Source organism: Chromohalobacter israelensis DSM 3043 (assembly GCF_000055785.1).
In the GTDB taxonomy this organism is placed as follows: domain Bacteria; phylum Pseudomonadota; class Gammaproteobacteria; order Pseudomonadales; family Halomonadaceae; genus Chromohalobacter; species Chromohalobacter israelensis.
This window is the reverse complement of sequence record NC_007963.1, coordinates 684,388-706,824: the sequence shown is the minus strand read 5'-3', so window position 1 is coordinate 706,824 and position 22,437 is coordinate 684,388. Positions and strand designations below refer to the sequence as shown.

General features: G+C 64.5%; 15 protein-coding genes and 3 tRNA genes. 4 read left to right on the top strand and 14 right to left on the bottom strand.

Annotated elements, in window-relative coordinates; all coding sequences use genetic code 11:
- Positions 1-41: 41 nt before the first annotated feature.
- The gene (locus CSAL_RS03255) at positions 42-515 is read left to right on the top strand and encodes a hypothetical protein (RefSeq protein WP_011505936.1); all 474 of its coding nucleotides are present in this window, start codon (positions 42-44) and stop codon (positions 513-515) included.
- Complete coding sequence (locus tag CSAL_RS03250; RefSeq protein WP_035414534.1) at positions 508-858, top strand: hypothetical protein; 351 nt, start codon at positions 508-510, stop codon at positions 856-858. Before CSAL_RS03255 ends, CSAL_RS03250 begins: the two co-directional genes overlap by 8 nt.
- A gap of 186 nt (positions 859-1,044) precedes the next feature.
- Here the strand turns inward: CSAL_RS03250 and CSAL_RS03245 are convergent.
- The 9 genes from CSAL_RS03245 to CSAL_RS03205 form a co-directional block, all read right to left on the bottom strand.
- A tRNA-Arg gene (locus CSAL_RS03245) sits at positions 1,045-1,121 on the bottom strand.
- Between the two features lie 86 nt (positions 1,122-1,207).
- Positions 1,208-1,284: transfer RNA gene (locus CSAL_RS03240), tRNA-Arg, on the bottom strand.
- A 29-nt stretch (positions 1,285-1,313) separates the two neighbouring features.
- Positions 1,314-1,406: transfer RNA gene (locus CSAL_RS03235), tRNA-Ser, on the bottom strand.
- Between the two features lie 212 nt (positions 1,407-1,618).
- Positions 1,619-1,816 (bottom strand): carbon storage regulator CsrA, encoded by a 198-nt coding sequence (gene csrA, locus CSAL_RS03230; RefSeq protein WP_011505935.1) that lies wholly within the window; start codon positions 1,814-1,816, stop codon positions 1,619-1,621.
- Positions 1,817-2,037: 221 nt separating this feature from the next.
- A complete protein-coding gene (locus CSAL_RS03225) occupies positions 2,038-3,282 on the bottom strand; it encodes an aspartate kinase (RefSeq protein WP_011505934.1) in 1,245 nt (414 codons plus the stop codon).
- Between the two features lie 79 nt (positions 3,283-3,361).
- On the bottom strand, positions 3,362-5,968 hold the full coding sequence (gene alaS, locus CSAL_RS03220) for an alanine--tRNA ligase (RefSeq protein WP_011505933.1): 2,607 nt from the start codon (positions 5,966-5,968) through the stop codon (positions 3,362-3,364).
- Positions 5,969-6,185: 217 nt separating this feature from the next.
- Positions 6,186-6,644: a regulatory protein RecX gene (locus tag CSAL_RS03215; protein WP_011505932.1), complete on the bottom strand. Its 459-nt coding sequence runs from the start codon at positions 6,642-6,644 to the stop codon at positions 6,186-6,188.
- A gap of 2 nt (positions 6,645-6,646) precedes the next feature.
- Entirely contained in the window at positions 6,647-7,705 is a 1,059-nt protein-coding gene (gene recA, locus CSAL_RS03210; RefSeq protein WP_011505931.1) for a recombinase RecA, read from the bottom strand.
- A 138-nt stretch (positions 7,706-7,843) separates the two neighbouring features.
- Positions 7,844-8,368, bottom strand: a complete 525-nt coding sequence (locus tag CSAL_RS03205) for a CinA family protein (protein ID WP_011505930.1) — start codon at positions 8,366-8,368, stop codon at positions 7,844-7,846.
- Positions 8,369-8,524: 156 nt separating this feature from the next.
- Here CSAL_RS03205 and mutS point away from each other — a divergent pair, with 156 nt between their 5' ends.
- Together mutS and fdxA are read left to right on the top strand one after the other, a co-directional pair.
- Entirely contained in the window at positions 8,525-11,104 is a 2,580-nt protein-coding gene (mutS, locus tag CSAL_RS03200) for a DNA mismatch repair protein MutS (protein ID WP_011505929.1), read from the top strand.
- 174 nt (positions 11,105-11,278) lie between these two features.
- On the top strand, positions 11,279-11,602 hold the full coding sequence (gene fdxA / locus CSAL_RS03195) for a ferredoxin FdxA (protein WP_011505928.1): 324 nt from the start codon (positions 11,279-11,281) through the stop codon (positions 11,600-11,602).
- Positions 11,603-12,163: 561 nt separating this feature from the next.
- Here fdxA and eno read toward each other — a convergent pair.
- The 5 genes from eno to gltB all read right to left on the bottom strand — a co-directional run bounded on the left by eno (position 12,164) and on the right by gltB (position 22,190).
- Complete coding sequence (eno, locus tag CSAL_RS03190) at positions 12,164-13,459, bottom strand: phosphopyruvate hydratase (protein WP_011505927.1); 1,296 nt, start codon at positions 13,457-13,459, stop codon at positions 12,164-12,166.
- Between the two features lie 118 nt (positions 13,460-13,577).
- Complete coding sequence (gene kdsA / locus CSAL_RS03185) at positions 13,578-14,429, bottom strand: 3-deoxy-8-phosphooctulonate synthase (protein WP_011505926.1); 852 nt, start codon at positions 14,427-14,429, stop codon at positions 13,578-13,580.
- A 10-nt stretch (positions 14,430-14,439) separates the two neighbouring features.
- Complete coding sequence (gene pyrG / locus CSAL_RS03180; RefSeq protein ID WP_011505925.1) at positions 14,440-16,086, bottom strand: CTP synthase; 1,647 nt, start codon at positions 16,084-16,086, stop codon at positions 14,440-14,442.
- Between the two features lie 202 nt (positions 16,087-16,288).
- Positions 16,289-17,707 carry a glutamate synthase small subunit GltD family protein gene (locus CSAL_RS03175; RefSeq protein ID WP_011505924.1) on the bottom strand — a complete coding sequence of 473 codons (1,419 nt, stop codon included), beginning with the start codon at positions 17,705-17,707 and terminating at the stop codon, positions 16,289-16,291.
- 31 nt (positions 17,708-17,738) lie between these two features.
- Complete coding sequence (gltB, locus tag CSAL_RS03170) at positions 17,739-22,190, bottom strand: glutamate synthase large subunit (RefSeq protein WP_011505923.1); 4,452 nt, start codon at positions 22,188-22,190, stop codon at positions 17,739-17,741.
- Between the last annotated feature and the right edge of the window lie 247 nt (positions 22,191-22,437).

Below are 22,437 nucleotides of genomic sequence, written 5' to 3'. Positions count from 1 at the left end.
CGCGATCACGCCGGCCTCGATGCCAACGCAAGGAGACGATCATGAAGACGATGCACATGCTGATGATGCCGATGGTACTCAGCGGCGGCCTGTCCACGGCCGTGATGGCCGATGACGGCAGCCTGTCGCCGGGGGAGCTCGAATCGCTGCTCGCGACGGCCGGCGAACACGGTGTCACGCATTACGACGACATCGCCATCGACGACGGCAACCGCCTGGAAGTCGAAGGCTGGCGCGACGATGGCTGGCAGCTCGACCTCGACATGCTGATCCGGGATGGCAGCCTGGTGCATGAAAAACGCCGCCAGGACACCACGCCCGACTGGAGCCTGAATGGCGAGGAGCTGCGTCAGGCGCTGGACAACGCGCGAGACGCTGGCATGCAACGCTTTGCCGAACTGGATGTCGATGAGCAAGGGCATGTGGATATCGAAGGCTACGACGCCCAGAATGAGGAGATCGACATCCGCCTCGAACGCAATGGACTCACGGTCACTGGAGTGGAACATGACTGATCGACAGCACAACGCCGCCTGGCAGGCGGCTCAGCAATGGCGGGAACGGGCGCGTCAGGCGCGCCCCTCCCAGGGCGCCGGCGGGCTCAAGCTGCTCGCCACCTGGTTATTGTTCGGCGTCATGATGATCGTCGGCACCCTGCTCGGCCTGTTTTTCCTGATCGTCGGCTGGGCGATGCTGCCGTTTCTGCGCCACCGCATGAAAAAGCGTGCCGAAGCCTTTCGTGCCGAGCACGCCCGCCCGGCCGGCGGCAACGGCGCGCAGGACGGTGCACAGACACGAGACAACGCACGTTCATCACGTGTGCTCGAAGGCGATTATCAGGTCAAGTCCGACGACTGAGTGCGCCCTGAACGCGGCGTCTCTCGCCGTCTCCGCAGAACCAGTTGCCACGAGGCAAAAAAATGGCACGCCAGGCGTGCCAGAAACGACTGCTTGCCTGCCGATGCGCACAGGGCTAGCCGTCAAGGAAGGGGAACCTGCATCAAGACGAAAAAGCCCGCCCCATGAAGGGGCGGGCTCGGAATTTGGCGCGCCCGGGAGGATTCGAACCTCCGACCACCTGATTCGTAGTCAGGTACTCTATCCAGCTGAGCTACGGGCGCTGAAAGCGATGACGGTCGATACCGTTTTTTCGCATCGAGAGCGGCTCGCTCTCGCATTGCTGTGTGACGATTCCGCCAACGAAAAGTGGCGCGCCCGGGAGGATTCGAACCTCCGACCACCTGATTCGTAGTCAGGTACTCTATCCAGCTGAGCTACGGGCGCGAAACTTCGATGCAATGCATCCGGTTGAATGGCGGAGAGAGAGGGATTCGAACCCTCGATGGGGCTACAAACCCCATACTCCCTTAGCAGGGGAGCGCCTTCAGCCACTCGGCCATCTCTCCCTCATCAACACGGCGCGTATGTTACCGATTATGCTGGGGTCTTGTCTAGGGCAGATCGAAAATCTTTTACTATCAACCCTTCCAGCGACCGTGACTGCTACTGCGTGCTTGGCGTTAGAAGTGATCCAGAAGGCATGCCTGATCCTGAATTGCCCGAGCCGATAAAGGGGACGACTTCACCAGCCCAGACGGTTCCACGCATGCGTCACTGTTCAGACGCTTGAACCGTCATCCTCGCTATCGGTCTTCTCGCGCTGAATGCGCTGATAGATTTCCTCGCGATGGACGGCCACGTCTTTCGGCGCATTGACGCCAATGCGCACTTGGTTGCCTTTCACGCCAAGTACAGTGACGGTGATATCGTCGCCAATCATCAGTGTTTCACCGACGCGACGGGTCAGGATGAGCATGTCTGATCTCCTTCTCAGGCTTTCTTCCAACGGGATGCGTGCACCGCCAAGCGACAGTACGGTGGCAAATTATGCTTCATACTTGCCCCGAGGGCCAATGACGCGTACTTGCATCCTGAGGCTCGTTGAATGAAAGGCCGCGACCCAGGCCTTCCGGCGTCGTCCTGACGCTACCCCTCAAGCGTAGAAGCGAATGGGGCCGGAAAGCCAAGATTCTTTCTTCATTCACCTTGTATGCTGTCTTTATCGAGTCCGAATGCAGTGTGCAGCGCACGCACGGCCAGCTCCATCTGCTTCTCGTCGATGACCACGGAGATCTTGATTTCCGAGGTGGAGACCATGCGAATGTTGATGTTCTCGTCAGCCAGCACGCGGAACATCTTGGACGCCACGCCGGCATGCGAGCGCATGCCCACGCCCACCAGCGACACCTTGGCGATATTGTCGTCGCCGCGCAGTTCGCCACCGCCCAGCGCCGGGATCACCTGGTCCTGCAGAATGCTCTTGGTCTGCTTGTAATCGCTCTTGGCCACGGTGAACGTGAAGTCGGTGTAGTCCCCGGCCGGGGCCACGTTCTGCACGATCATGTCGATTTCGATATTGGCATCGGCGATGGGCCCCAGAATCTTGGAGGCCACGCCCGGCACGTCCGGCGTGTTGAGCAGCGTCAGCTTGGCTTCACTGGCAGTGAAGGCGATACCGGAGATCAGCGGTTCTTCCATAGTGGTCTCTTCTTCTTCAGCGACGATCAGCGTACCCGGGCCGTCCTCGAAGCTGGACAGCACGCGCAGCGGTACATTGTATTTGCCGGCGAACTCGACGGCGCGAATCTGCAGCACCTTCGACCCCAGGCTCGCCAGCTCGAGCATTTCCTCGACGGTGATGGCCGATAGCCGTTGCGCCTTTGAGCACACGCGCGGATCGGTGGTGTAGACGCCATCCACATCGGTGTAGATCTGGCATTCGTCGGCCTTGAGCGCCGCCGCCAGGGCCACGCCGGTGGTGTCCGAGCCGCCGCGTCCGAGGGTCGTGATGTTGCCCTCGTCATCGACCCCCTGGAAACCGGCCACGACCACGACCTGACCATCGTCGAGATCGGCCTGGATGTCATCGGTCTCGATGCGCTGGATACGCGCCTTGGTGTGGGCGCTGTCGGTGCGGATGCCCACCTGGGCCCCCGTATAGGAAGTCGCCTCCACATCCAGCTTGTGCAAGGCCATCGCCAGCAGGGAAATGGTCACCTGCTCGCCGGTGGACACCAGCATGTCCATTTCGCGCGGCGTGGGCTCATCGTTGATCTGGCTGGCCAGATCGATCAGCCGGTTGGTCTCCCCGCTCATTGCCGAGACCACGACGACCACTTGGTGGCCCTCGTCGCGGAATCGCTTCACTTTTTCGGCGACGGCCTTGATGCGCTCCACCGAGCCCACCGAGGTCCCCCCGAACTTCTGTACGTATAGCGCCATAGCTGCCTATCCGTGGTGGTTTTCACAAGCATGAATGAAGAAAAGGGCCGGCGCCATGCGCACGACCCTTTCCACGTTCTCACTCGCCGAGCCGGGCCTCGACCCAACTCGGCACACTCGCCAGGGCATCGGGCAGCGCCTGCGGCCGTGAGCCGCCCGCCTGGGCCATGTCGGCCCGGCCGCCGCCCTTGCCGCCGACCTGCTCGGCGACATGCTTGACCAGGTCGCCGGCCTTGAGGCGTGCGGTCAGGTCATCGGTCACGCCGGCGATCAGGCTGACCTTCTCGTCGCCCGCGACGCCGAGCACGATGACGCCCGAGCCCAGCTTGTTCTTGAGTTGGTCGAGCAGGCCACGCAGTTCCTTGCCGCCCACACCCTCGACTTGCTTGGCGAGAAGCTTGACGCCGGCCACCTCGCGCACGTCGGCGAGCATATCGCCGCTGGTGGCACTCGCCAACTTGGCCTTGAGCCGCTCGAGCTCCTTTTCCAGGGTGCGGTTACGCTCGAGGGTCGCCTCGAGACGTGCTTCCACTTGCTCCGGCTTGGCCTTGAGCTGTTCGGCAACACGCGCGACCTTGGCTTCCTGGTCGCGGAAATACGCCAGGGCCCCTTCGCCGGTCACGGCCTCGATGCGGCGCACTCCAGCAGCGACACCCGCCTCGCTGAGGATGTGGAAGCAACCGATGTCGCCGCTGCGCGCCACGTGCGTACCGCCGCACAGCTCGATGGAAAAGTCGTCGGCACCGATGGTCAGCACGCGCACGCTGTCGGCGTACTTGGCCTCGAAGAGCGCCGCGGCACCCTTGGCCTTGGCCTCGTCGAGCGTCATGTGCTCGATACGGGTCGCGGCGTTGGCCAGGATCTGGGCATTGACGATACGTTCGACCTCGTCGAGCTGCGCCCGGGTCATCGCCTCGAAATGACTCACGTCGAACCGCAAGCGCTCGGCGGTGACCAGCGAGCCCTTCTGCTGCACGTGCTCGCCCAGCACCTGCCTCAGCGCCTCGTGCAACAGGTGGGTGGCCGAGTGGTTGCGCATGGTCGCCGCCCGCAGACTGGCATCGACCCGTGGCGTCACGCTGGCACCCACGTCGAGACGTCCCTCGACGAGCACCCCGTGATGCAGGTGATGGCCGCCTTGCTTCTGGGTATCGGTGACCTGGAAGCGCATGCCGTCGGCCTCCAGATACCCCGTGTCACCGGCCTGCCCCCCGGATTCGCCATAGAAGGGCGTACGGTCGAGCACCACGACACCGTGCTGCCCGGCCTCGAGCGCCGCCAGCGCGTTGCCCTCACGATCGACCAGGGCGGTCACGCGAGCCTCGTCTTCCAGGCGCTCATAACCGGTGAAGGCCGTCTCGCCCTCCAGGTCGAGTGCCGCCGTGTAGTCGGCACCGAACTGGCTGGCCGCGCGGGCTCGCTCGCGCTGGGCCTCGAGCTCGCGCTGGAAGCCGACCTCGTCGAGCGTCACGCCGCGCTCGCGGCACACGTCGGCCGTCAAGTCGAACGGAAAGCCGTAGGTATCGTAAAGCTTGAACACGGTCTCGCCCGGCAGTACCTCGCCGTCCAGCGTTTCCAGGGCTTCCGTCAGCAGGCCCATGCCGTGATCCAGCGTGCGCGCGAACTGTTCTTCTTCCTTGAGCAGGACCTTCTCGATGCGCGGACGCGCCTTGCGCAGTTCCGGATAGGCCGCCCCCATCTCGGCATCCAGCGCCGCCACCAGGGTGTGGAAGAACGGCTCACGGGCACCGAGCTTGTGGCCGTGGCGAATGGCGCGCCGGATGATACGGCGCAACACGTAGCCGCGCCCTTCGTTGGAGGGCAGCACATCGTCGGTGATCAAGAAGGCACAGGACCGGATGTGGTCGGCGATCACGCGCAGCGACGGCGCACTGGTATCGTCGTATCCCGTGGCCTCGGAGGCCGCGTTCAGCAGGTTCTGGAACAGGTCGATCTCGTAGTTGGAATGCACCCCCTGCAGCACGGCCGCGACACGCTCCAGGCCCATGCCGGTATCGATGGACGGCTTGGGCAGCGGGTTCAGCGTTCCCGCGCTATCGCGATCGAACTGCATGAACACCAGGTTCCAGATCTCGATGTAGCGGTCGCCGTCTTCTTCGGGGCTTCCCGGCGGCCCCCCGGCCACCTCGGGGCCGTGGTCGAAGAAGATCTCCGAGGAAGGGCCGCAGGGGCCGGTGTCGCCCATCTGCCAGAAGTTGTCTTCGTCGAGCTTGGAGAAGCGCGCCGGATCGATGCCGATTTCGTCCTTCCAGATACGCTCGGCCTCGTCGTCGCTGACGTGGACGGTGACCCACAGCTTGTCGGCGGGCAGGCCCAGCCGTTCGGTCAGGAACGTCCAGGCAAAGCGAATGGCGCCGCGCTTGAAGTAATCCCCGAAGCTGAAGTTCCCCAGCATTTCGAAGAAGGTATGGTGACGCGCGGTGTAGCCGACGTTGTCCAGGTCATTGTGCTTGCCCCCGGCACGCACGCAGCGCTGCGCGGAAGTGGCACGCACGTAGGGGCGTGGGTCGCGTCCCAGGAAGACGTCCTTGAACGGCACCATGCCGGCGTTGGTGAACAACAGCGTCGGGTCGTTGGCGGGCACGAGCGAGCTCGACGGCACGATGGTATGACCGTGCTCCTCGAAGAACGTCAGAAAGGCTTGTCGGATGTCTGCGCTTTTCATAGAAATTCCGTGGCGGTGTGCGTTAGGCGCTGCGGGCATGCGCGGCCCGACCGGACAAGCGGCGGGCGCGAAGCGCGAAAGTCGGCGAATGACGGACAACGGACCGCCCCGAGCCATCGCAATGGCGCACTAGTATAACGCGTTCGGCGGGGGACTAAAGAGGTGCCGCGACAGCGGCGGAAAGAGAGGCCGCATGTGGCATGCGGCCCGCAAAGGCCTAGCGGGTGTTCTCCCAGGCGTGCGCCATGGCATGACGCACCTGCTCGAAATCGAATCCACGCGAGGCCAGAAAGCGTTCGCGCTTGGCGCGCTCACGAGGGTCGCGCCCGGGGGAATCGAAGCGCTTGGCCAGCGCCTCGCATGCCAGCCGGTGCCAGTCCGGGGCCTCGCCTTCCAGTGCCTCGCGTGCCACCTCGTCGGTGACGCCGCGCGCGCCCAGCTCGGCGCGTATCTTCATCGCCCCCTGGCCGCGCGACAGGCGCGAGCGCACGAATTGCTCGGCGAAGCGAGCGTCGGACTGCAGCCCCTCATCGGCCAGGGCATCGAGTAGCGACGCGATGTCGTCGGGCGCATGCCCACGCGCCGCGAGGCGCGACATCAACTCGCTGCGCGAGTAGTCGCGCCTCGCCAGCAGGCGGATGGCATCGTCGCGGGGCGTCGCCTCCTGCGTGCTCATGGTTACACCAGGCTATCGTCGTCCTGCGCTGCGGCGGCCTTCTCCTGAGACTCGGCCTCGGGCTTGGGCGTGGACAGCAGGCGAGCGCGAATCTCGTTCTCGATCTCTTCCATGATCGCCGGGTTGTCCTCGAGGAACTGCGCGGCGTTGGCCTTGCCCTGACCGATCTTGTTGCCCTGGTAGCTGTACCAGGCACCGGCCTTGTCGACCAGGCCCTGCTGCACCCCGATGTCGACGACTTCGCCGGCATGGTAGATCCCCTTGCCGTAGAGGATCTGGAACTCGGCCTGACGGAACGGGGGCGCCACCTTGTTCTTGACCACCTTGACCCGGGTCTCGTTGCCGATGGCCTCGTCGCCCTGCTTGACCGAGCCGGTACGCCGGATATCGAGGCGTACGCTGGAGTAGAACTTCAGCGCGTTGCCGCCGGTGGTGGTCTCGGGGTTGCCGAACATCACCCCGATCTTCATGCGGATCTGGTTGACGAACATCACCATGCAGTTGGCGTTCTTGATGTTGCCGGTCACCTTGCGCAGCGCCTGGGACATCAGGCGCGCCTGCAGCCCGACGTGGGAATCGCCCATCTCGCCTTCGATCTCGGCGCGTGGCGTCAAGGCCGCGACCGAGTCGACGACGATCACGTCGACGCCGCCCGAACGGACCAGCATGTCGCAGATTTCCAGTGCCTGTTCACCGGTGTCCGGCTGCGACACCAGCAGATCATCGAGGTTGACGCCGAGCTTTTCGGCATAGGTCGGGTCCAGCGCATGCTCGGCATCGATGAAGGCACAGGTCTTGCCTTGCTTCTGCCCCTGGGCGATCACCGACAGCGTCATGGTGGTCTTGCCCGAGGACTCGGGGCCGAAGATCTCGACCACGCGCCCCATCGGCAGCCCGCCCACGCCGAGGGCGATATCCAGCCCCAGCGATCCCGTGGAAATGGCCGGCGTCGCCACGCGCGGCGTGTCGCCAAGACGCATCACGGCGCCCTTGCCGAACTGGCGCTCGATCTGGGAAAGCGCCGCGTTGAGCGCCTTGGAACGGTTGTCGTCCTGTGCCATGAAGGTCTCCTATCGAAGGACATCGAAGCTCGTACGGCGACACCGAATGAGTTCGGCGCCGTCCGCTCAATACTGTATGACTAGCCAGTAGTATGACGAAAAAAATTCGCGCCGCCTACCTTTGACTTGCACGCGTTTTCAATCGCGCCCGCTCTCGCCCTCAAGCCTAGCAACAAGCCCGATCAATGCCATGCGCACCGCAGCGCGACGCACCTCGCCGCGCGTCCCCGGCAGATGATGGCGCTCGACCTCCTGCGCCCGATCGTCGCCCCAGGCGAACCAGACCGTGCCCACGGGCTTGTCCGCGCTGCCGCCACCGGGGCCGGCCACGCCGCTGATCGCCACGCCCAGCGTGGCGCCGCTATCGCGACACGCCCCGGCGACCATCTCGCGCACGGTCTCGGCGCTGACCGCGCCATGCGTGGCAAGCGTGGCCTCGCGCACCCCGAGCAGGCGTTGCTTGGCGCTGTTGGCGTAGGTCACGTAGCCGGTCTCGAAATAGTCGGAACTGCCGGCGACGTCGGTGATGGCACTGGCCACGCCGCCCCCGGTGCAGGATTCGGCCGCCGTCACGCTGGCCCCCGTCGCCCGGCACGCTTTCCCGAGGCGCTCGGCCAAGGCATCGACGCTCACGTCACGCCACTCTTCCAGAGTTATCGCCATCTATTATCCTCTCCCCAATGTCGCACCGATCGGCGCCGCACTGACGCCGTCCGCGCGAAAGCGTAGAATGTCGCCTTGCGGTGTTGGCAGTTGCGCACGACACCACGTCACCTTTTTCATTTGGCACCACTCGCCACCGGCACGACAAGGATTCGCATGAGCCAGGCCTCTGCCCAGCATACCCCGATGATGGCCCAGTACCTGAAGATCAAGCGCGAGCATCCCGAGGTGCTGCTCTTCTATCGCATGGGCGATTTCTACGAGCTGTTCTACGACGACGCCAAGCGCGCCGCCTCGCTGCTCGACATCACCCTCACCCAGCGCGGCCAGTCGGCGGGACAGCCGATTCCCATGGCCGGTGTGCCCTATCATAGCGCGGAGAGCTATCTGGCGCGGCTGGTCAAGTCGGGTGAGTCGGTGGCCATCTGCGAGCAGATCGGCGACCCGGCCACCGCCAAGGGCCCGGTGGAGCGCAAGGTCGTGCGCATCGTCACGCCCGGCACCCTCCATGACGAGGCCCTGCTCGACGCGCGCCGCGACAACCTCGTCCTCGCCGTGCATCCGCAGGGAGACCGCTGGGGCCTTGCCTGGCTGGAACTGTCCAGCGGCCACTTCAGCGTGCTCGAAGTCGATGGCGAGAGCGATCTGCTCTCCGAGATTCAACGTCTCGATCCCGCCGAGCTGCTTGCCGCGGAAAGCCTGTCGTTACCGCCGGCACTCGCCGAGCGCCCCGGCTTCCGTCGCCAGAGCGATTGGCTGTTCGATCTGGAAAGCGCCACTCGCCTGTTATGCGACCAGTTCGGCGTGGCCGACCTGCGCGGCTTCGGCTGCGCTCACCTCACCACGGCCCTGACCGCCGCCGGCGTGCTCATCGACTACGCCCGCGACACCCAGCGCTCGCGGCTGCCGCACGTCACCGGCATCGCCGTGGAGACACGCGACGAAGCGGTGGTGATCGATGCCGCCAGCCGCCGCAACCTCGAGATCGACACCAACCTGGGGGGCGGCTTCGACAATACGCTGGCCAGCGTGCTCGACACCACCGCCACCGCCATGGGATCGCGTCAGCTCAAGCGCTGGCTCAACCGACCGCTGCGCGACATCGCCCAGATCCAGTCGCGCCAGGCCGCCGTGCAGTGCCTCATCGACGCCGACCGCCATGCCACCCTGCGCGACGCGCTCAAGGCCATCGGCGACATCGAACGCATCCTCGCGCGAGTGGCGCTCTACAGCGCCCGGCCGCGCGACCTGGCCCGTCTGCGCGATGCCCTCAACGCCCTGCCCGCCCTGGAACACGATCTGGCCGAACTCGACGAGGGCACGGCCATCGACGCGCTCAAGCACCACATTCGTCCCTATCCCGAATTGGCCGAGACGCTGAGCCGGGCGCTGGTCGACAACCCGCCCGTGGTGATCCGCGATGGCGGCGTGATCGGCACGGGCTTCGACGCAGAGCTCGACGAATACCGCGGCCTGGCCGAGCACGCCGGGGACTATCTGGTCGAGCTCGAGACTCGGGAACGCGAGCGCACCGGCCTGGTCGGCCTCAAGGTGGGGTACAACCGCGTCCATGGCTACTACATCGAGATCCCCCGCGCCCAGGCCCGCGAAGCACCGGCCGAGTACATCCGTCGCCAGACGCTGAAAAACGCCGAACGCTTCATCATCCCCGAGCTCAAGGAATTCGAGGACAAGGCGCTGTCGGCCAAGTCGCGCGCGCTGGCGCGCGAAAAGCTGCTCTACGACGGGCTGCTGGAAACGCTCAACGTCGACCTCCAGGCGCTTCAGGGTACCGCGCGCGCGCTGGCCACCCTCGACGTGCTGGCGTGTTTCGCCGAACGCGCGCTGGCGCTGGATTTCGTGCGTCCACGCCTGAGCGATCAGCCCGGGCTGCGCATTCGCGGAGGCCGCCATCCCGTGGTCGAACACGTCAGCGACCACCCGTTCGTGCCCAACGACCTGATGCTCGATGAAACGCGGCGCCTGCTGGTGATCACCGGCCCCAACATGGGCGGCAAGTCCACCTACATGCGCCAGGCGGCCTTGATCGCGCTGCTCGCGCACACCGGCAGCTGCGTGCCCGCCGACGAGGCAGAAATCGGCCCCGTGGACCGGATCTTCACGCGCATCGGTTCCAGCGACGACCTCGCCGGCGGCCGTTCGACCTTCATGGTCGAGATGACCGAGACGGCCACCATCCTGCACAATGCCACCGAACACAGCCTGGTGCTGATGGACGAGATCGGGCGCGGCACCAGCACCTTCGACGGCCTCTCATTGGCCTGGGCCAGTGCCGAGCACCTGGTCGAACGGCGCGCCTTCACCCTCTTCGCCACGCACTACTTCGAAATGACCGCGTTGACGGAGCCCTACGACAGCGTGGCCAACGTGCACTTGACCGCCGCCGAGCACCGGGACGGCATCGTCTTCATGCACCGCGTCGAGGAAGGGCCGGCGAGCCAGAGCTACGGGCTGCAGGTGGCACAACTCGCCGGCGTGCCGCCCCGGGTCGTCGCCCGGGCACGCGAAAAACTCGCCACCCTGGAACAACAGGAAGTTCACCAGGCCGGCACGCGTGGCGGCCTGGGTGACAGCGACGCTGCCGCGCCGCAGCAGGCGGACCTGTTCGCCAGCGCGCCGCACCCGGTCGTCGAGGCGCTGGAAAAACTCGACCTCGACGCGATATCCCCGCGCCAGGCCATGGCCTTGCTCTACGAGTGGCGCGAACAATGCTGAGCCAGCGTTTGGCTATGAGGCCATTCCAAAACGTTTGCGGCACTCGCTTGCCCGCATGCCGGGAGCGCGACTAAAATGTGGCGCCATTAGAATATGCCATTATAAATTGCCGCCTCGTTTATAACCTTACTGTCAGTTCCGGGCACCGTCGCGACCGAGATTCAGGAGAACCCCATGACATTCGTCGTCACCGAAAACTGCATTCGCTGTAAATATACCGACTGCGTCGAAGTCTGTCCGGTGGACTGCTTCTACGAAGGGCCCAATTTTCTGGTGATTCATCCCGACGAGTGCATCGACTGCGCGCTGTGCGAGCCGGAATGTCCCGCCGAAGCGATCTATTCGGAAGACGAATTACCCGACGATCAAAAGGCCTTCATCGAGCTCAACGCCGAGCTTTCCGAGGTCTGGCCCAACATCAGCGAAAAGAAAGACCCGCTGCCCGATGCCGAGGAATGGGACGGCAAGACAGACAAGCTTCAGCATCTCGAACGCTGACGCCACGCACATCGCAACATGCAAGACCGGCCCGCGGGCCGGTTTTTTCTTGCCCGCTCGCCAGGCAGGCCGACGACAGGCCAAAAAAAAGCGGCCCGAAGGCCGCTGCATCCCATTCATCCCTGAGCGGATCCCTCCGCTCGACTCCCTGGGTGCGCTCCATGCCTGTCCTGGGCTCCCTCCACGACAGACGCACCCTGCTGCATCCCAATCTGCCTCCAGGTAAGCAATGCCTTGCTCATCCTGTGCAGGTGCATTGTTACGGAAGCCGTGACGCGCCTCAACCGGGTCCCATCCCCTGACGTTTGTCCAGGAGCGCCAGACAGGGAAAACAAAAACCTTTTAAAAACAATGAACTAACAAAAATAAGGAATACTCATCACACCTATTGTCCTTGTTTATCGCCGATGGACGGCATTTTTTGTAGGAAATGTCTTACAAAGAAAGAATCCAGAACCTACACGACCACCACGGGAGGGAAGCGTCGCACGAGGCACCAAACAAAACGGCGGCCCTCAGGGCCGCCGTGGCGTTCATACCGTGCTGAGCACCCCGAGGACGTCAGCCCTGGCCCTTGATCGCCGCCAGCCCCGGATACACGGCCTGGCCTTCCAGCTCCTGCTCGATGACCAGCAGACGGTTGTACTTGGCCACGCGGTCGCTGCGACAGAGCGAGCCGGTCTTGATCTGGCCGGCGGAAGTGCCCACGGCCAGGTCGGCGATGGTGGTATCTTCGGTCTCGCCACTGCGATGCGAAATGACGGCGGTGAAACCGGCGTCCTGCGCCATCTTGATGGCATCCAGCGTCTCGGACAACGAGCCGATCTGGTTGAACTTGATGAGGATGGAATTGCCGATGTGCTCGTCGATACCGCGCTTGAGGATACGCGTGTTGGTCACGAACAGATCATCGCCGACCAGCTGCACCTTGTCGCCCAGCTTCTCGGTCAGGGCCTTCCAGCCTGCCCAGTCGGACTCGTCCATGCCATCTTCGATGGAGACGATCGGATACTGATCGCAAAGGGCCGCGAGGTAATCGACGAAGCCGGCTGCGTCGTAGGACTTGCCTTCGCCCGACAGGTTGTACTGGCCGTCCTGATAGAACTCCGACGAGGCACAGTCCAGCGCCAGGGTCACATCCTTGCCCAGCACGTAACCGGCTTTCTCGACCGCCTGCTGGATGACCGCCAATGCCTCGGCGTTGGATGCCAGATTGGGCGCGAAGCCGCCCTCGTCGCCCACCGAGGTCGACAAGCCGCGCGCGGCGAGCACCTTCTTGAGGGCATGGAAGATCTCGGCGCCCATGCGCAGCGCCTCGCGGAAGCTGGGCGCCCCCACCGGCTGGATCATGAACTCCTGGATATCGACGTTGTTGTCCGCGTGCTCGCCGCCATTGAGGATATTCATCATCGGCACCGGCATGCGGAACTGGCCGGACTGACCGTACAGATCGGCGATGTGCGCGTAGAGCGGCACGCCCTTCTCGATGGCGGCGGCCTTGGCGGCGGCCAGCGACACCGCGAGGATGGCATTGGCGCCCAGCCCCGCCTTGTTGTCGGTGCCGTCGAGCTCGAGCATGGCGGCATCCAGGGCCCGCTGATCGAGGGCGTCCTTGCCTACCAGGGCATCGCGAATCCTGCCGTTGACGGCCTCGACTGCCTTGAGCACGCCCTTGCCCAGATAGCGCGACGTATCGCCGTCGCGGAGCTCCAGGGCCTCGCGCGAGCCGGTGGAGGCACCGCTCGGCGCGCAGGCCGTGCCGCGAACGCCGCTGGCCAGCACCACATCGGCCTGAACGGTCGGATTGCCGCGTGAGTCCAGCACCTCGAGGGCGTGGATGTCTTTGATCTCAGCCATTGCGAGTCATCCTCGTGTTAACGATGGGTCGTTTCAACATATCGAGAGGGCGGCGGTCCATGGACCGCCACGGGCGGCTCCGCTCGTCGTGTACTCGACTATTGCATCTGGCGGCGTCTCAGTCGATCTCCAGGGGGGCGAACCCCTTGACCAGGTCGTCGATCGCCTTGAGCTGGCTCAGGAACCCTTCGAGCCGATTCAGGGGCAGCGCGCATGGACCGTCGCACTTGGCATTGTCGGGATCGGGATGCGCTTCGAGAAAGACGCCGGCCAGTCCCACCGCGACCCCCGCCCGCGCCAGCTCGGCGACCTGCGCACGACGACCGTCGGCACTGTCGGCCCGGCCCCCGGGGCGTTGCAGCGCATGGGTGACGTCGAAGAAGACCGGATATCCCGTCTGCTTCATTTCCCCGAAGCCCAGCATGTCGACCACCAGGTTGTTGTAGCCGAAGCTCGAGCCGCGTTCGCAGAGTATCAGCCGCGAATTGCCGACTTCCTCGCATTTGCGAATGATGTGACGCATCTCGTGCGGCGCGATGAATTGCGGCTTCTTGATGTTGATCGCCGCGCCGGTCTCGGCCATCGCCACCACCAGGTCGGTCTGGCGGGCCAGGAAGGCCGGCAGCTGAATCACGTCGGCCACCTCGGCGACGGGCTTAGCCTGCCAGGGCTCGTGCACGTCGGTGATCACCGGCACGTTGAAGCGTTCCTTGATCTCGGCCAGCCATTCGAGCCCCTTCTCCAGGCCCGGGCCGCGATACGAATGAATCGAGCTGCGGTTGGCCTTGTCGAAGCTGGACTTGAACACATAGGGCATGCCCAGGCGTCCGGTGACCTCGACATACGCCTCGGCCACTTCCAGGGCCATCTCGCGGGATTCGAGCACGTTCATGCCGCCGAACAGCGCCAGCGGCAACGAATTGCCGGCCCTCAGGCCGGCGAATTCGATCTGTTTGGATGTCTCGGCCATGTCTGGGTCCTCAGCTCTGCTGTGCACGGGCACGCGCGGCCTTGTACGCCAGCGCGGCATTGACGAAGCCGGAAAACAGCGGGTGTCCATCACGCGGCGTGGACGTGAATTCCGGGTGGAACTGACAGGCCACGTACCAGGGATGCTCCGGCAACTCGATCATCTCGACCAGCGAATGATCGGCGCTCTTGCCCGAGATCACCAGTCCGGCGGATTCGAGCGCCTCGACGAACTGATTGTTGACCTCGAAGCGATGCCGGTGGCGCTCGGTGATCTCGTCCAGGCCATAAGCCTCGTGTGCCCGCGTGCCCGGCTTGAGATGGCACACCTGGCCACCGAGACGCATGGTGCCCCCCAGATCCGAGGCGGCATCGCGCAGCTCGATCTTGCCTTCGGCGTTGACCCACTCGGTGATCAGGCCCACCACCGGATGCTGGGTATCATGAGTGAACTCGGTGGAATTGGCATCCGCCCAGCCCGCGACATGACGGGCATATTCGATGACCGCCACCTGCATGCCCAGGCAGATGCCCAGATAGGGCACGCCGTTCTCGCGGGCATAACGCGCGGTGGCGATCTTGCCTTCCACACCACGCTCACCGAAGCCGCCGGGTACCAGGATGGCATCCTTGCCGGCCAGGCGTTCGGTGCCGTGATGCTCGATGTCCTCGGAGTCGATGTAGTCGATGTTGACCTTGACCCGTCCCTGGATACCGGCATGGATCAACGCCTCGTTGAGCGACTTGTAGGCGTCGAGCAGCTCCATGTACTTGCCGACCATGGCGATGTTGACCGACTTCAGCGGATTCAGCTTGGCATCCAGCACCCGCACCCACTCGGCGAGGTCGACCTCGTCGGCCTCGATACGCAGCTTGTCGCAGATGATGTCGTCCAGTCCGTGCTCGTGCAGCATCAGCGGAATGCGATAGATGGTATCGGCATCCTGCAGCGGGACCACGGCGCGCTCCTCGACATTGGTGAACAGCGCGATCTTGCGCCGCTCGCTCTCCTCGAGCTCGACCTCGCTGCGGCAGATCAGGATGTCCGGCTGGATGCCGATCGAGCGCAGTTCCTTGACGCTATGCTGGGTCGGCTTGGTCTTGGTCTCGCCGGCGGTCTTGATGTAGGGCACCAGCGTGAGATGCATGAAGATCGCCTGGTTGGCGCCCTTCTCGCTGCGGATCTGACGCGTCGCCTCGAGAAACGGCAGCGATTCGATGTCGCCCACCGTGCCACCGATTTCCACCAGCGCGACGTCGAAGCCGTCGCCGCCTTCGTAGACCCGGCGCTTGATTTCGTCGGTAATGTGCGGAATCACCTGCACGGTGCCGCCGAGATAATCACCGCGGCGCTCCTTGCGTAGCACGTGCTCGTAGACGCGCCCGGTGGTGAAGTTGTTGCCCTGGGTCATCTTGGTGCGGATGAAGCGCTCGTAATGCCCCAGGTCGAGGTCGGTTTCGGCGCCATCTTCGGTGACGAATACCTCGCCGTGCTGGAACGGGCTCATCGTGCCCGGATCGACATTGATGTAGGGGTCCAGCTTGAGGATGGTGACCTTGAGGCCGCGCGCCTCGAGGATCGCCGCGAGGGAAGCGGAGGCGATGCCCTTGCCGAGAGAGGACACAACGCCGCCGGTCACGAAGATATATCGCGTCATGGAAAACCTGTCGAAACGTGATCTGAAGGCCGTGGAGAGAACCGGGCCTGGATGGGACGCCAGAATAGCAGAATACCGCGGGGCGCTCAATTTCAGCTGCGGGCTGCGGGCTGCGGGCTGCGGGCTGCGGGCTGCGGGCTGCGGGCTGCGGGCTGCGGGCAGGATGATGTCTCCGTCCTGCCCGACAGCCGAAGCTCGAGACTCAGACGCCGAGGTAGTCGAGGATGCCCTCGCCCGCCTGGCGGCCTTCATAGACCGCGGTGACCACCAGGTCGGAGCCACGCACCATGTCGCCACCGGCGAAGATCTTTTCATGGCTGGTCTGGAAGGCGAAACTTGCCTGGGCCGGTGCCTTGACGCGCCCGCGCTCGTCGAGGTCGATGCCCACCGTGTCGAACCAGTCGGCGGGGCTGGGCTGGAAGCCGAAGGCGATGATCACGGCGTCGGCCGCGAACACTTCCTCCGAACCCGGCACCACCTCGGGCCGCTGACGGCCGTTGGCATCCGGCTCGCCGAGCCGCGTGCGCACCAGCTTGACGCCTTCGACCTTGTCTTCGCCGACGATGGCCACCGGCTGACGATTGAACAGGAACTCCACACCCTCTTCGCGGGCGTTGGCCACCTCGCGCTTGGAGCCCGGCATGTTCTCCTCGTCGCGGCGGTAGGCACAGGTCACACTGGTCGCGCCCTGACGAATCGAGGTGCGGTTGCAGTCCATCGCCGTATCGCCGCCGCCCAGGACCACGACGCGCTTGCCCTCGAGCGAGACGTAGTCGTCGGGATTCGTCTCGAAGCCCAGGCAGTGATTGACGTTGGCGATCAGGAAATCCAGCGCCTTGTGCACACCGGGCAGATCCTCGCCGGGAAAACCGCCTTCCATGTACTTGTAGGTGCCCATGCCCATGAAGACGGCATCGAACTCGTCGAGCAGCGCGTCATGCGTGACGTCGCGCCCGATCTCCACGCCCAGGCGGAACTCGACGCCCATCTCCTCGAACACCGCGCGGCGGCGCTTCATGACGTGCTTCTCGAGCTTGAACTCGGGAATCCCGAAGGTCAGCAATCCGCCGATCTCGGGGTGCTTGTCGAACACCACCGGCTTGACGCCGTTGCGCACCAGAATGTCGGCGCACCCCAGCCCTGCCGGACCGGCGCCGATCACCGCGACGCGCTTGTCGGTCCACTCGACCTTGGACATGTCCGGCCGCCACCCCATGGCGAAGGCCGTGTCGGTGATGTATTTCTCCACCGAACCGATGGTGACCGCACCGAAACCGTCGTTGAGCGTGCAGTCGCCCTCGCAGAGACGGTCCTGAGGGCACACCCGCCCGCAGACCTCGGGCAGCGAGTTGGTGCGGTGAGACATCTCCGCCGCTTCCAGGATGTTGCCCTCGCTGACCAGCTTGAGCCAGTTGGGAATGTAGTTGTGCACCGGGCACTTCCACTCGCAGTACGGATTGCCGCAGTGCAGGCAGCGATGCGCCTGGCTGGCCGCCTCGCTGGGCTTGTAGGGCTCGTAGATCTCGGCGAATTCGCGGGCGCGGGCACGCGCTTGCTTCTTCTCCGGGTCCTGACGGCCGACATCGATGAACTGGAAATCGTTATTCAGACGGTTTGCCATGATCGTCTCTCCTGGTACCTGGAAGTCCGGCTCATTCGGGCCGCCGACGGGATTCGGCCAGCAGGCCGTTGAGGCTCGCCGCCTTGGGCTTCACCAGCCAGAAATGGCGGATGAAACCGGAAAAGTCCTCGAGGATCGTCTGGCCCCGCACGGAGCCGGTTTCGGCGACGTATTCCTCGATCATCTCCCGCAGGTGGCGCCGATAGGCTTCCATGACCTCGGTATTGATACGATGAATCTCGACCAACTCGTGGTTGTACTTGTCGACGAAGGTGCGATCTTCGTCGAGCACGTACGCGAACCCGCCGGTCATGCCCGCTCCGAAGTTGATGCCGGTCTCGCCGAGCACCGCGACCAGGCCGCCGGTCATGTATTCGCAGCAGTGATCGCCGGCGCCTTCGATGACCGCGTGTACCCCGGAGTTGCGTACCGCGAAGCGCTCACCCGCCGTGCCCGAGGCGAACAGCTTGCCGCCGGTCGCGCCGTACAGGCAGGTATTGCCGATGATCGCCGTCTTGTGGCTTTCGAAGCGGCTCTCGCGAGGCGGCACGATGACCACCTTGCCACCGTTCATGCCCTTGCCGACGTAATCGTTGGCATCGCCCTCGAGATAGAGCTGCAGCCCGCGTGCGTTCCACACGCCGAAACTCTGCCCGGCCACGCCGGTGAAGCGCGCGGTTATCGGCGCCTCCTCGAGCCCCGCCTCGCCGTAGCGCTTGGCGATCTCGCCGGATGCCCGGGCACCCACGCTGCGGTCGCAGTTGGTGATCCGGAAACTGAACTCACCGCCCGACTTGGCCTCGATGGCCGGCAGCAAGGCCTCCAGCACCTCCTGATTCTTGGCGCCGGGGTCGTGCGGCTCGTTGCGACCGACCTGGCAGAACTGCGGCGCCCCTTCGGGCACGTGATCGTTCTGCAACAGCGGCATCAAGTCGAGCTTGCGCTGCGACGCCGTCTCGCCCTCGAGAATCTCGAGCAGGTCGGTGCGGCCGATCAGGTCGGTCAACTGGCGCACGCCCAGCAGCGCCATCAGCTCGCGCACTTCCTCGGCGATGAAGCGGAAGTAGTGCTTGACCATGTCCACGGTGCCGCGGAAATGCTCGTCGCGCAGATGCTGATGCTGGGTCGCGACGCCGGTGGCGCAGTTGTTGAGGTGGCAGATGCGCAGATACTTGCAGCCCAGCGCCACCATCGGCGCGGTGCCGAAGCCGAAGCTCTCGGCGCCGAGAATCGCCGCCTTGACCACATCGAGGCCGGTCTTGAGGCCGCCGTCGGTCTGCAGACGAATCTTGTCGCGCAGGCTGTTGATGCGCAGCGCCTGATGCACTTCGGGCAGCCCCAGCTCCCACGGGGAGCCGGCATGCTTGATCGAGGTCAGCGGGCTCGCCGCGGTACCGCCATCGTAGCCGGAGACGGTGATCAGGTCGGCGTAGGCCTTGGCCACGCCGGTGGCGATGGTGCCGATGCCGGGCTCGGAAACCAGCTTCACCGATACCTGGGCATCCGGATTGACCTGCTTGAGGTCGAAGATCAGCTGGGCCAGATCCTCGATGGAATAGATGTCATGATGCGGCGGCGGCGAGATCAGCGTCACGCCCGGCACGGCGTAGCGCAACCGCGCGATCAGTTCGTTGACCTTGCCGCCGGGCAGCTGGCCGCCCTCGCCGGGCTTGGCGCCCTGCGCGACCTTGATCTGCAGCACCTCGGCATTGACCAGGTAGGCCGGCGTCACGCCGAAACGCCCGGACGCGATCTGCTTGATCTTGGAGGAGCGAATGGTGCCGTAGCGGGCCGGGTCCTCGCCGCCCTCGCCGGAATTGGAACGCCCGCCGGTCTCGTTCATGGCCTGCGCCAGTGCCTCGTGGGCCTCCGGCGACAATGCCCCCAGCGACATGCCGGCGCTGTCGAAGCGCGGCAGCAGGTTCTCGACCGGTTCCACCTCGTCGAGCGGCAGCGGCTCGGGAGCCGGCTTGAGCGCCAGCAGATCGCGAATGGTGGCCACCGACCGCTCGTTGACGGTCTTCGCGAACTGCTTCCATTTGGCGTAGTCGCCGCTCTGCACCGCACTTTGCAACTGCATGACCACGTCGGGGTTGTAGGCGTGGTATTCATGGTCGTGCACGTACTTCACCAGACCGCCCTGACGGATGCCCTTGCGGGGAATCCACGCCTCGCGGGCCAGCAATTCCTGCTGTAGCTGCAGCTCGGCGAAGCCGGTGCCCTCGATGCGCGAGGCCATGCCGGCAAAGCACATGTCCATGACCTCGGAGGACAGCCCCACGGCCTCGAACAACTGCGACCCGCGGTACGATGCCAGCGTCGAGATCCCCATCTTGGAAAGGATCTTGTAGAGCCCTTTCTGCAGACCCTTGCGGTAGTTCTCGCGGGCATCCGCCGGGTTGCCGGTCAACTCGCCGGTGTTATGCATGTCCGCCATGACCTGGTAGGCCAGGTACGGATAGACCGCCGTGGCCCCCACGCCGAACAGCACCGCCATCTGATGGGCGTCTCGCGCGTAGCCGGTTTCCACCACCAGGTTGACCCGCGGCCGCAGTGCCTTGCGCCCCAGGTGATGATGAATCGCCCCCACCGCCAGCGCCGGATGGACCGGCAGCTTGCCGCGGGCCAGATCGGCGTCCGACAGTACCAGGATCACCTTGCCGTCGCGGGCGGCATCCTCGGCCCGCTGGCACAGGGCGAGCAAGGCCTGCTTGAGCGTGTCCCGCTCGGGGTCATAGCCCAGGTTCAGCGTGTGGCTGGCGAACGCCGGGTCGTCCTGGGTCACCAGTGCGGTGAACTTGCGAGGCGACAGCACCGGGGTGGTCAGAATCAGGCGATGCGCATGCTCGGGCGTCGCCTCGAAGACATTCAGCTCGGCACCGCAGCAGGTCTCCAGCGACATCACGATGGCTTCGCGCAGCGGATCGATCGCCGGATTGGTGACCTGGGCGAACTTCTGCCGGAAGTAATCGGTCAGCAAGCGCCCGTGGCGCGAGAGTACCGCCATGGGCGTGTCGTCGCCCATCGAGCCCACCGCCTCCTGGCCGCCCTCGGCCAAGGGGCGCAACAGCTGATCGCGCTCCTCGAACGTCACCTGGAACATCTTCTGGTAGACGTTGAGTTCATCGCGCGCCATGGGCTGGAAGCGCGCCAGTTCGGTCAGCGCCGATTCGAGATAGTGCGCGTGCTCCTTGAGCCAGCGCCGGTAGGGATACGCCGAACGCAGGCGCTCGTCGACGTCGGGCGTGTGCAGCACCTCGCCGGTCTGGGTGTCCACGGCGAGGATCTGCCCCGGGCCCACGCGCCCCTTGGCGACGACATCCTCGGGCTTGTAGTCATAGACGCCGATCTCGGACGACAGGGTGATGTAGCCGTTCTCGGTGATCACCCAGCGTGCCGGACGCAGCCCGTTGCGGTCGAGCATGCACACCGCGTGACGGCCATCGGTCATCACCAGGCCGGCGGGGCCGTCCCAGGGTTCCATGTGCATGGAGTTGTATTCATAGAAGGCGCGCAGATCGCCATCCATGGTTTCGACGTTCTGCCACGCCGGCGGCACCATCATGCGCACGGCGTTGTAAAGGTCCATGCCTCCGGTCAACAACACCTCGAGCATGTTGTCCATGCTGGAGGAGTCGGAGCCCGAGGTGTTGACGATCTCGTCGAGCTCGGTGATTTCCGGCAGCAACGGCGACAGGAAGTTTTCCTTGCGCGCATTGGCCCAGCCGCGGTTGGCCTCGATGGTGTTGATCTCGCCGTTGTGGGCCATGAACCGAAAGGGCTGCGCCAGGGGCCAGCGCGGCGCGGTATTGGTGGAGAAGCGCTGGTGAAACACGCAGATCGCCGTGTGCAGCCGCTCATCGCCCAGGTCACGATAAAAGGTCGGCAGGTCCGCGGGCATCATCAGTCCCTTGTAGGACACCACCTCGCTGGACAGCGAACAGATATAGAAGTCGTCTTCGTCCTTGAGCGCCTGCTCGGCATACCGACGCGCCATGAACAGATCGACGTTGAACGCCTGGGTGTCGCGTGCGTCTTCCGCCTCGACGAAGACCTGCCGAATCCGGGGAAGGCATTCCAGCGCCATGGGCCCGCAGACCGACGCGTCGGTGGGCACGTCGCGCCAGCCGCTCACGCGCAGGTCACGCTCGCGCAACTGGGTCTCGAGCACCTCGCGGGCCCGCGCCTCGCGGGCATCATCGTCGGGCAGAAACAGGCACCCCACCGCGAACCGCTCGCCAAGCTCGACCGCCAGTTCCTCACGGGCCACGGCCCGCATGAAGTCGGTGGGCATCTTGAACAGCAGGCCGCAGCCGTCGCCGGTCTTGCCGTCGGCGGCGATACCGCCGCGGTGGGTCATGCAGGTCAGGGATTCGATCGCGGTCTTGAGCAGGTCATGACTCGCCTGCCCTTCCATGTGGGCGATCAGACCAAAGCCGCAGTTGTCACGGAACTCGCCAGGCTGGTGAAGGCCTCTCATCATGGGCGTGCCTCACAATTTTTTGAAACTTGTGTCCAGAAATATTCGTGTTATGCTTTCCGGTTGGCTTTTATTTTTGAGGGTCGAAAAGCACGTCAATCGATGGCGCATCGGACGTGAAAAAGGCCGACCAGCATAGCCCCTGGCCCCTGTTCAAGCAATTCCACTGCCTGCCGCAACGCCACAAATCTGCGCAAAATCGCGGAGTTAGCTATTCCTTCCCGCCAAAACCCCTGATATGTCAACGCGT

Bases quoted from the DNA above. Each gene is read 5' to 3' on its own strand.
- mutS (WP_011505929.1), top strand. From the start codon at position 8,525: ATGAGCCAGGCCTCTGCCCAGCATACCCCGATGATGGCCCAGTACCTG.
- CSAL_RS03225 (WP_011505934.1), bottom strand. From the start codon at position 3,282: ATGGCGCTATACGTACAGAAGTTCGGGGGGACCTCGGTGGGCTCGGTG.
- CSAL_RS03250 (WP_035414534.1), top strand. From the start codon at position 508: ATGACTGATCGACAGCACAACGCCGCCTGGCAGGCGGCTCAGCAATGG.
- gltB (WP_011505923.1), bottom strand. From the start codon at position 22,190: ATGATGAGAGGCCTTCACCAGCCTGGCGAGTTCCGTGACAACTGCGGC.
- CSAL_RS03205 (WP_011505930.1), bottom strand. From the start codon at position 8,368: ATGGCGATAACTCTGGAAGAGTGGCGTGACGTGAGCGTCGATGCCTTG.
- kdsA (WP_011505926.1), bottom strand. From the start codon at position 14,429: ATGGCCGAGACATCCAAACAGATCGAATTCGCCGGCCTGAGGGCCGGC.
- recA (WP_011505931.1), bottom strand. From the start codon at position 7,705: ATGGCACAGGACGACAACCGTTCCAAGGCGCTCAACGCGGCGCTTTCC.
- fdxA (WP_011505928.1), top strand. From the start codon at position 11,279: ATGACATTCGTCGTCACCGAAAACTGCATTCGCTGTAAATATACCGAC.
- csrA (WP_011505935.1), bottom strand. From the start codon at position 1,816: ATGCTCATCCTGACCCGTCGCGTCGGTGAAACACTGATGATTGGCGAC.
- CSAL_RS03255 (WP_011505936.1), top strand. From the start codon at position 42: ATGAAGACGATGCACATGCTGATGATGCCGATGGTACTCAGCGGCGGC.
- pyrG (WP_011505925.1), bottom strand. From the start codon at position 16,086: ATGACGCGATATATCTTCGTGACCGGCGGCGTTGTGTCCTCTCTCGGC.
- alaS (WP_011505933.1), bottom strand. From the start codon at position 5,968: ATGAAAAGCGCAGACATCCGACAAGCCTTTCTGACGTTCTTCGAGGAG.
- CSAL_RS03215 (WP_011505932.1), bottom strand. From the start codon at position 6,644: ATGAGCACGCAGGAGGCGACGCCCCGCGACGATGCCATCCGCCTGCTG.
- eno (WP_011505927.1), bottom strand. From the start codon at position 13,459: ATGGCTGAGATCAAAGACATCCACGCCCTCGAGGTGCTGGACTCACGC.
- CSAL_RS03175 (WP_011505924.1), bottom strand. From the start codon at position 17,707: ATGGCAAACCGTCTGAATAACGATTTCCAGTTCATCGATGTCGGCCGT.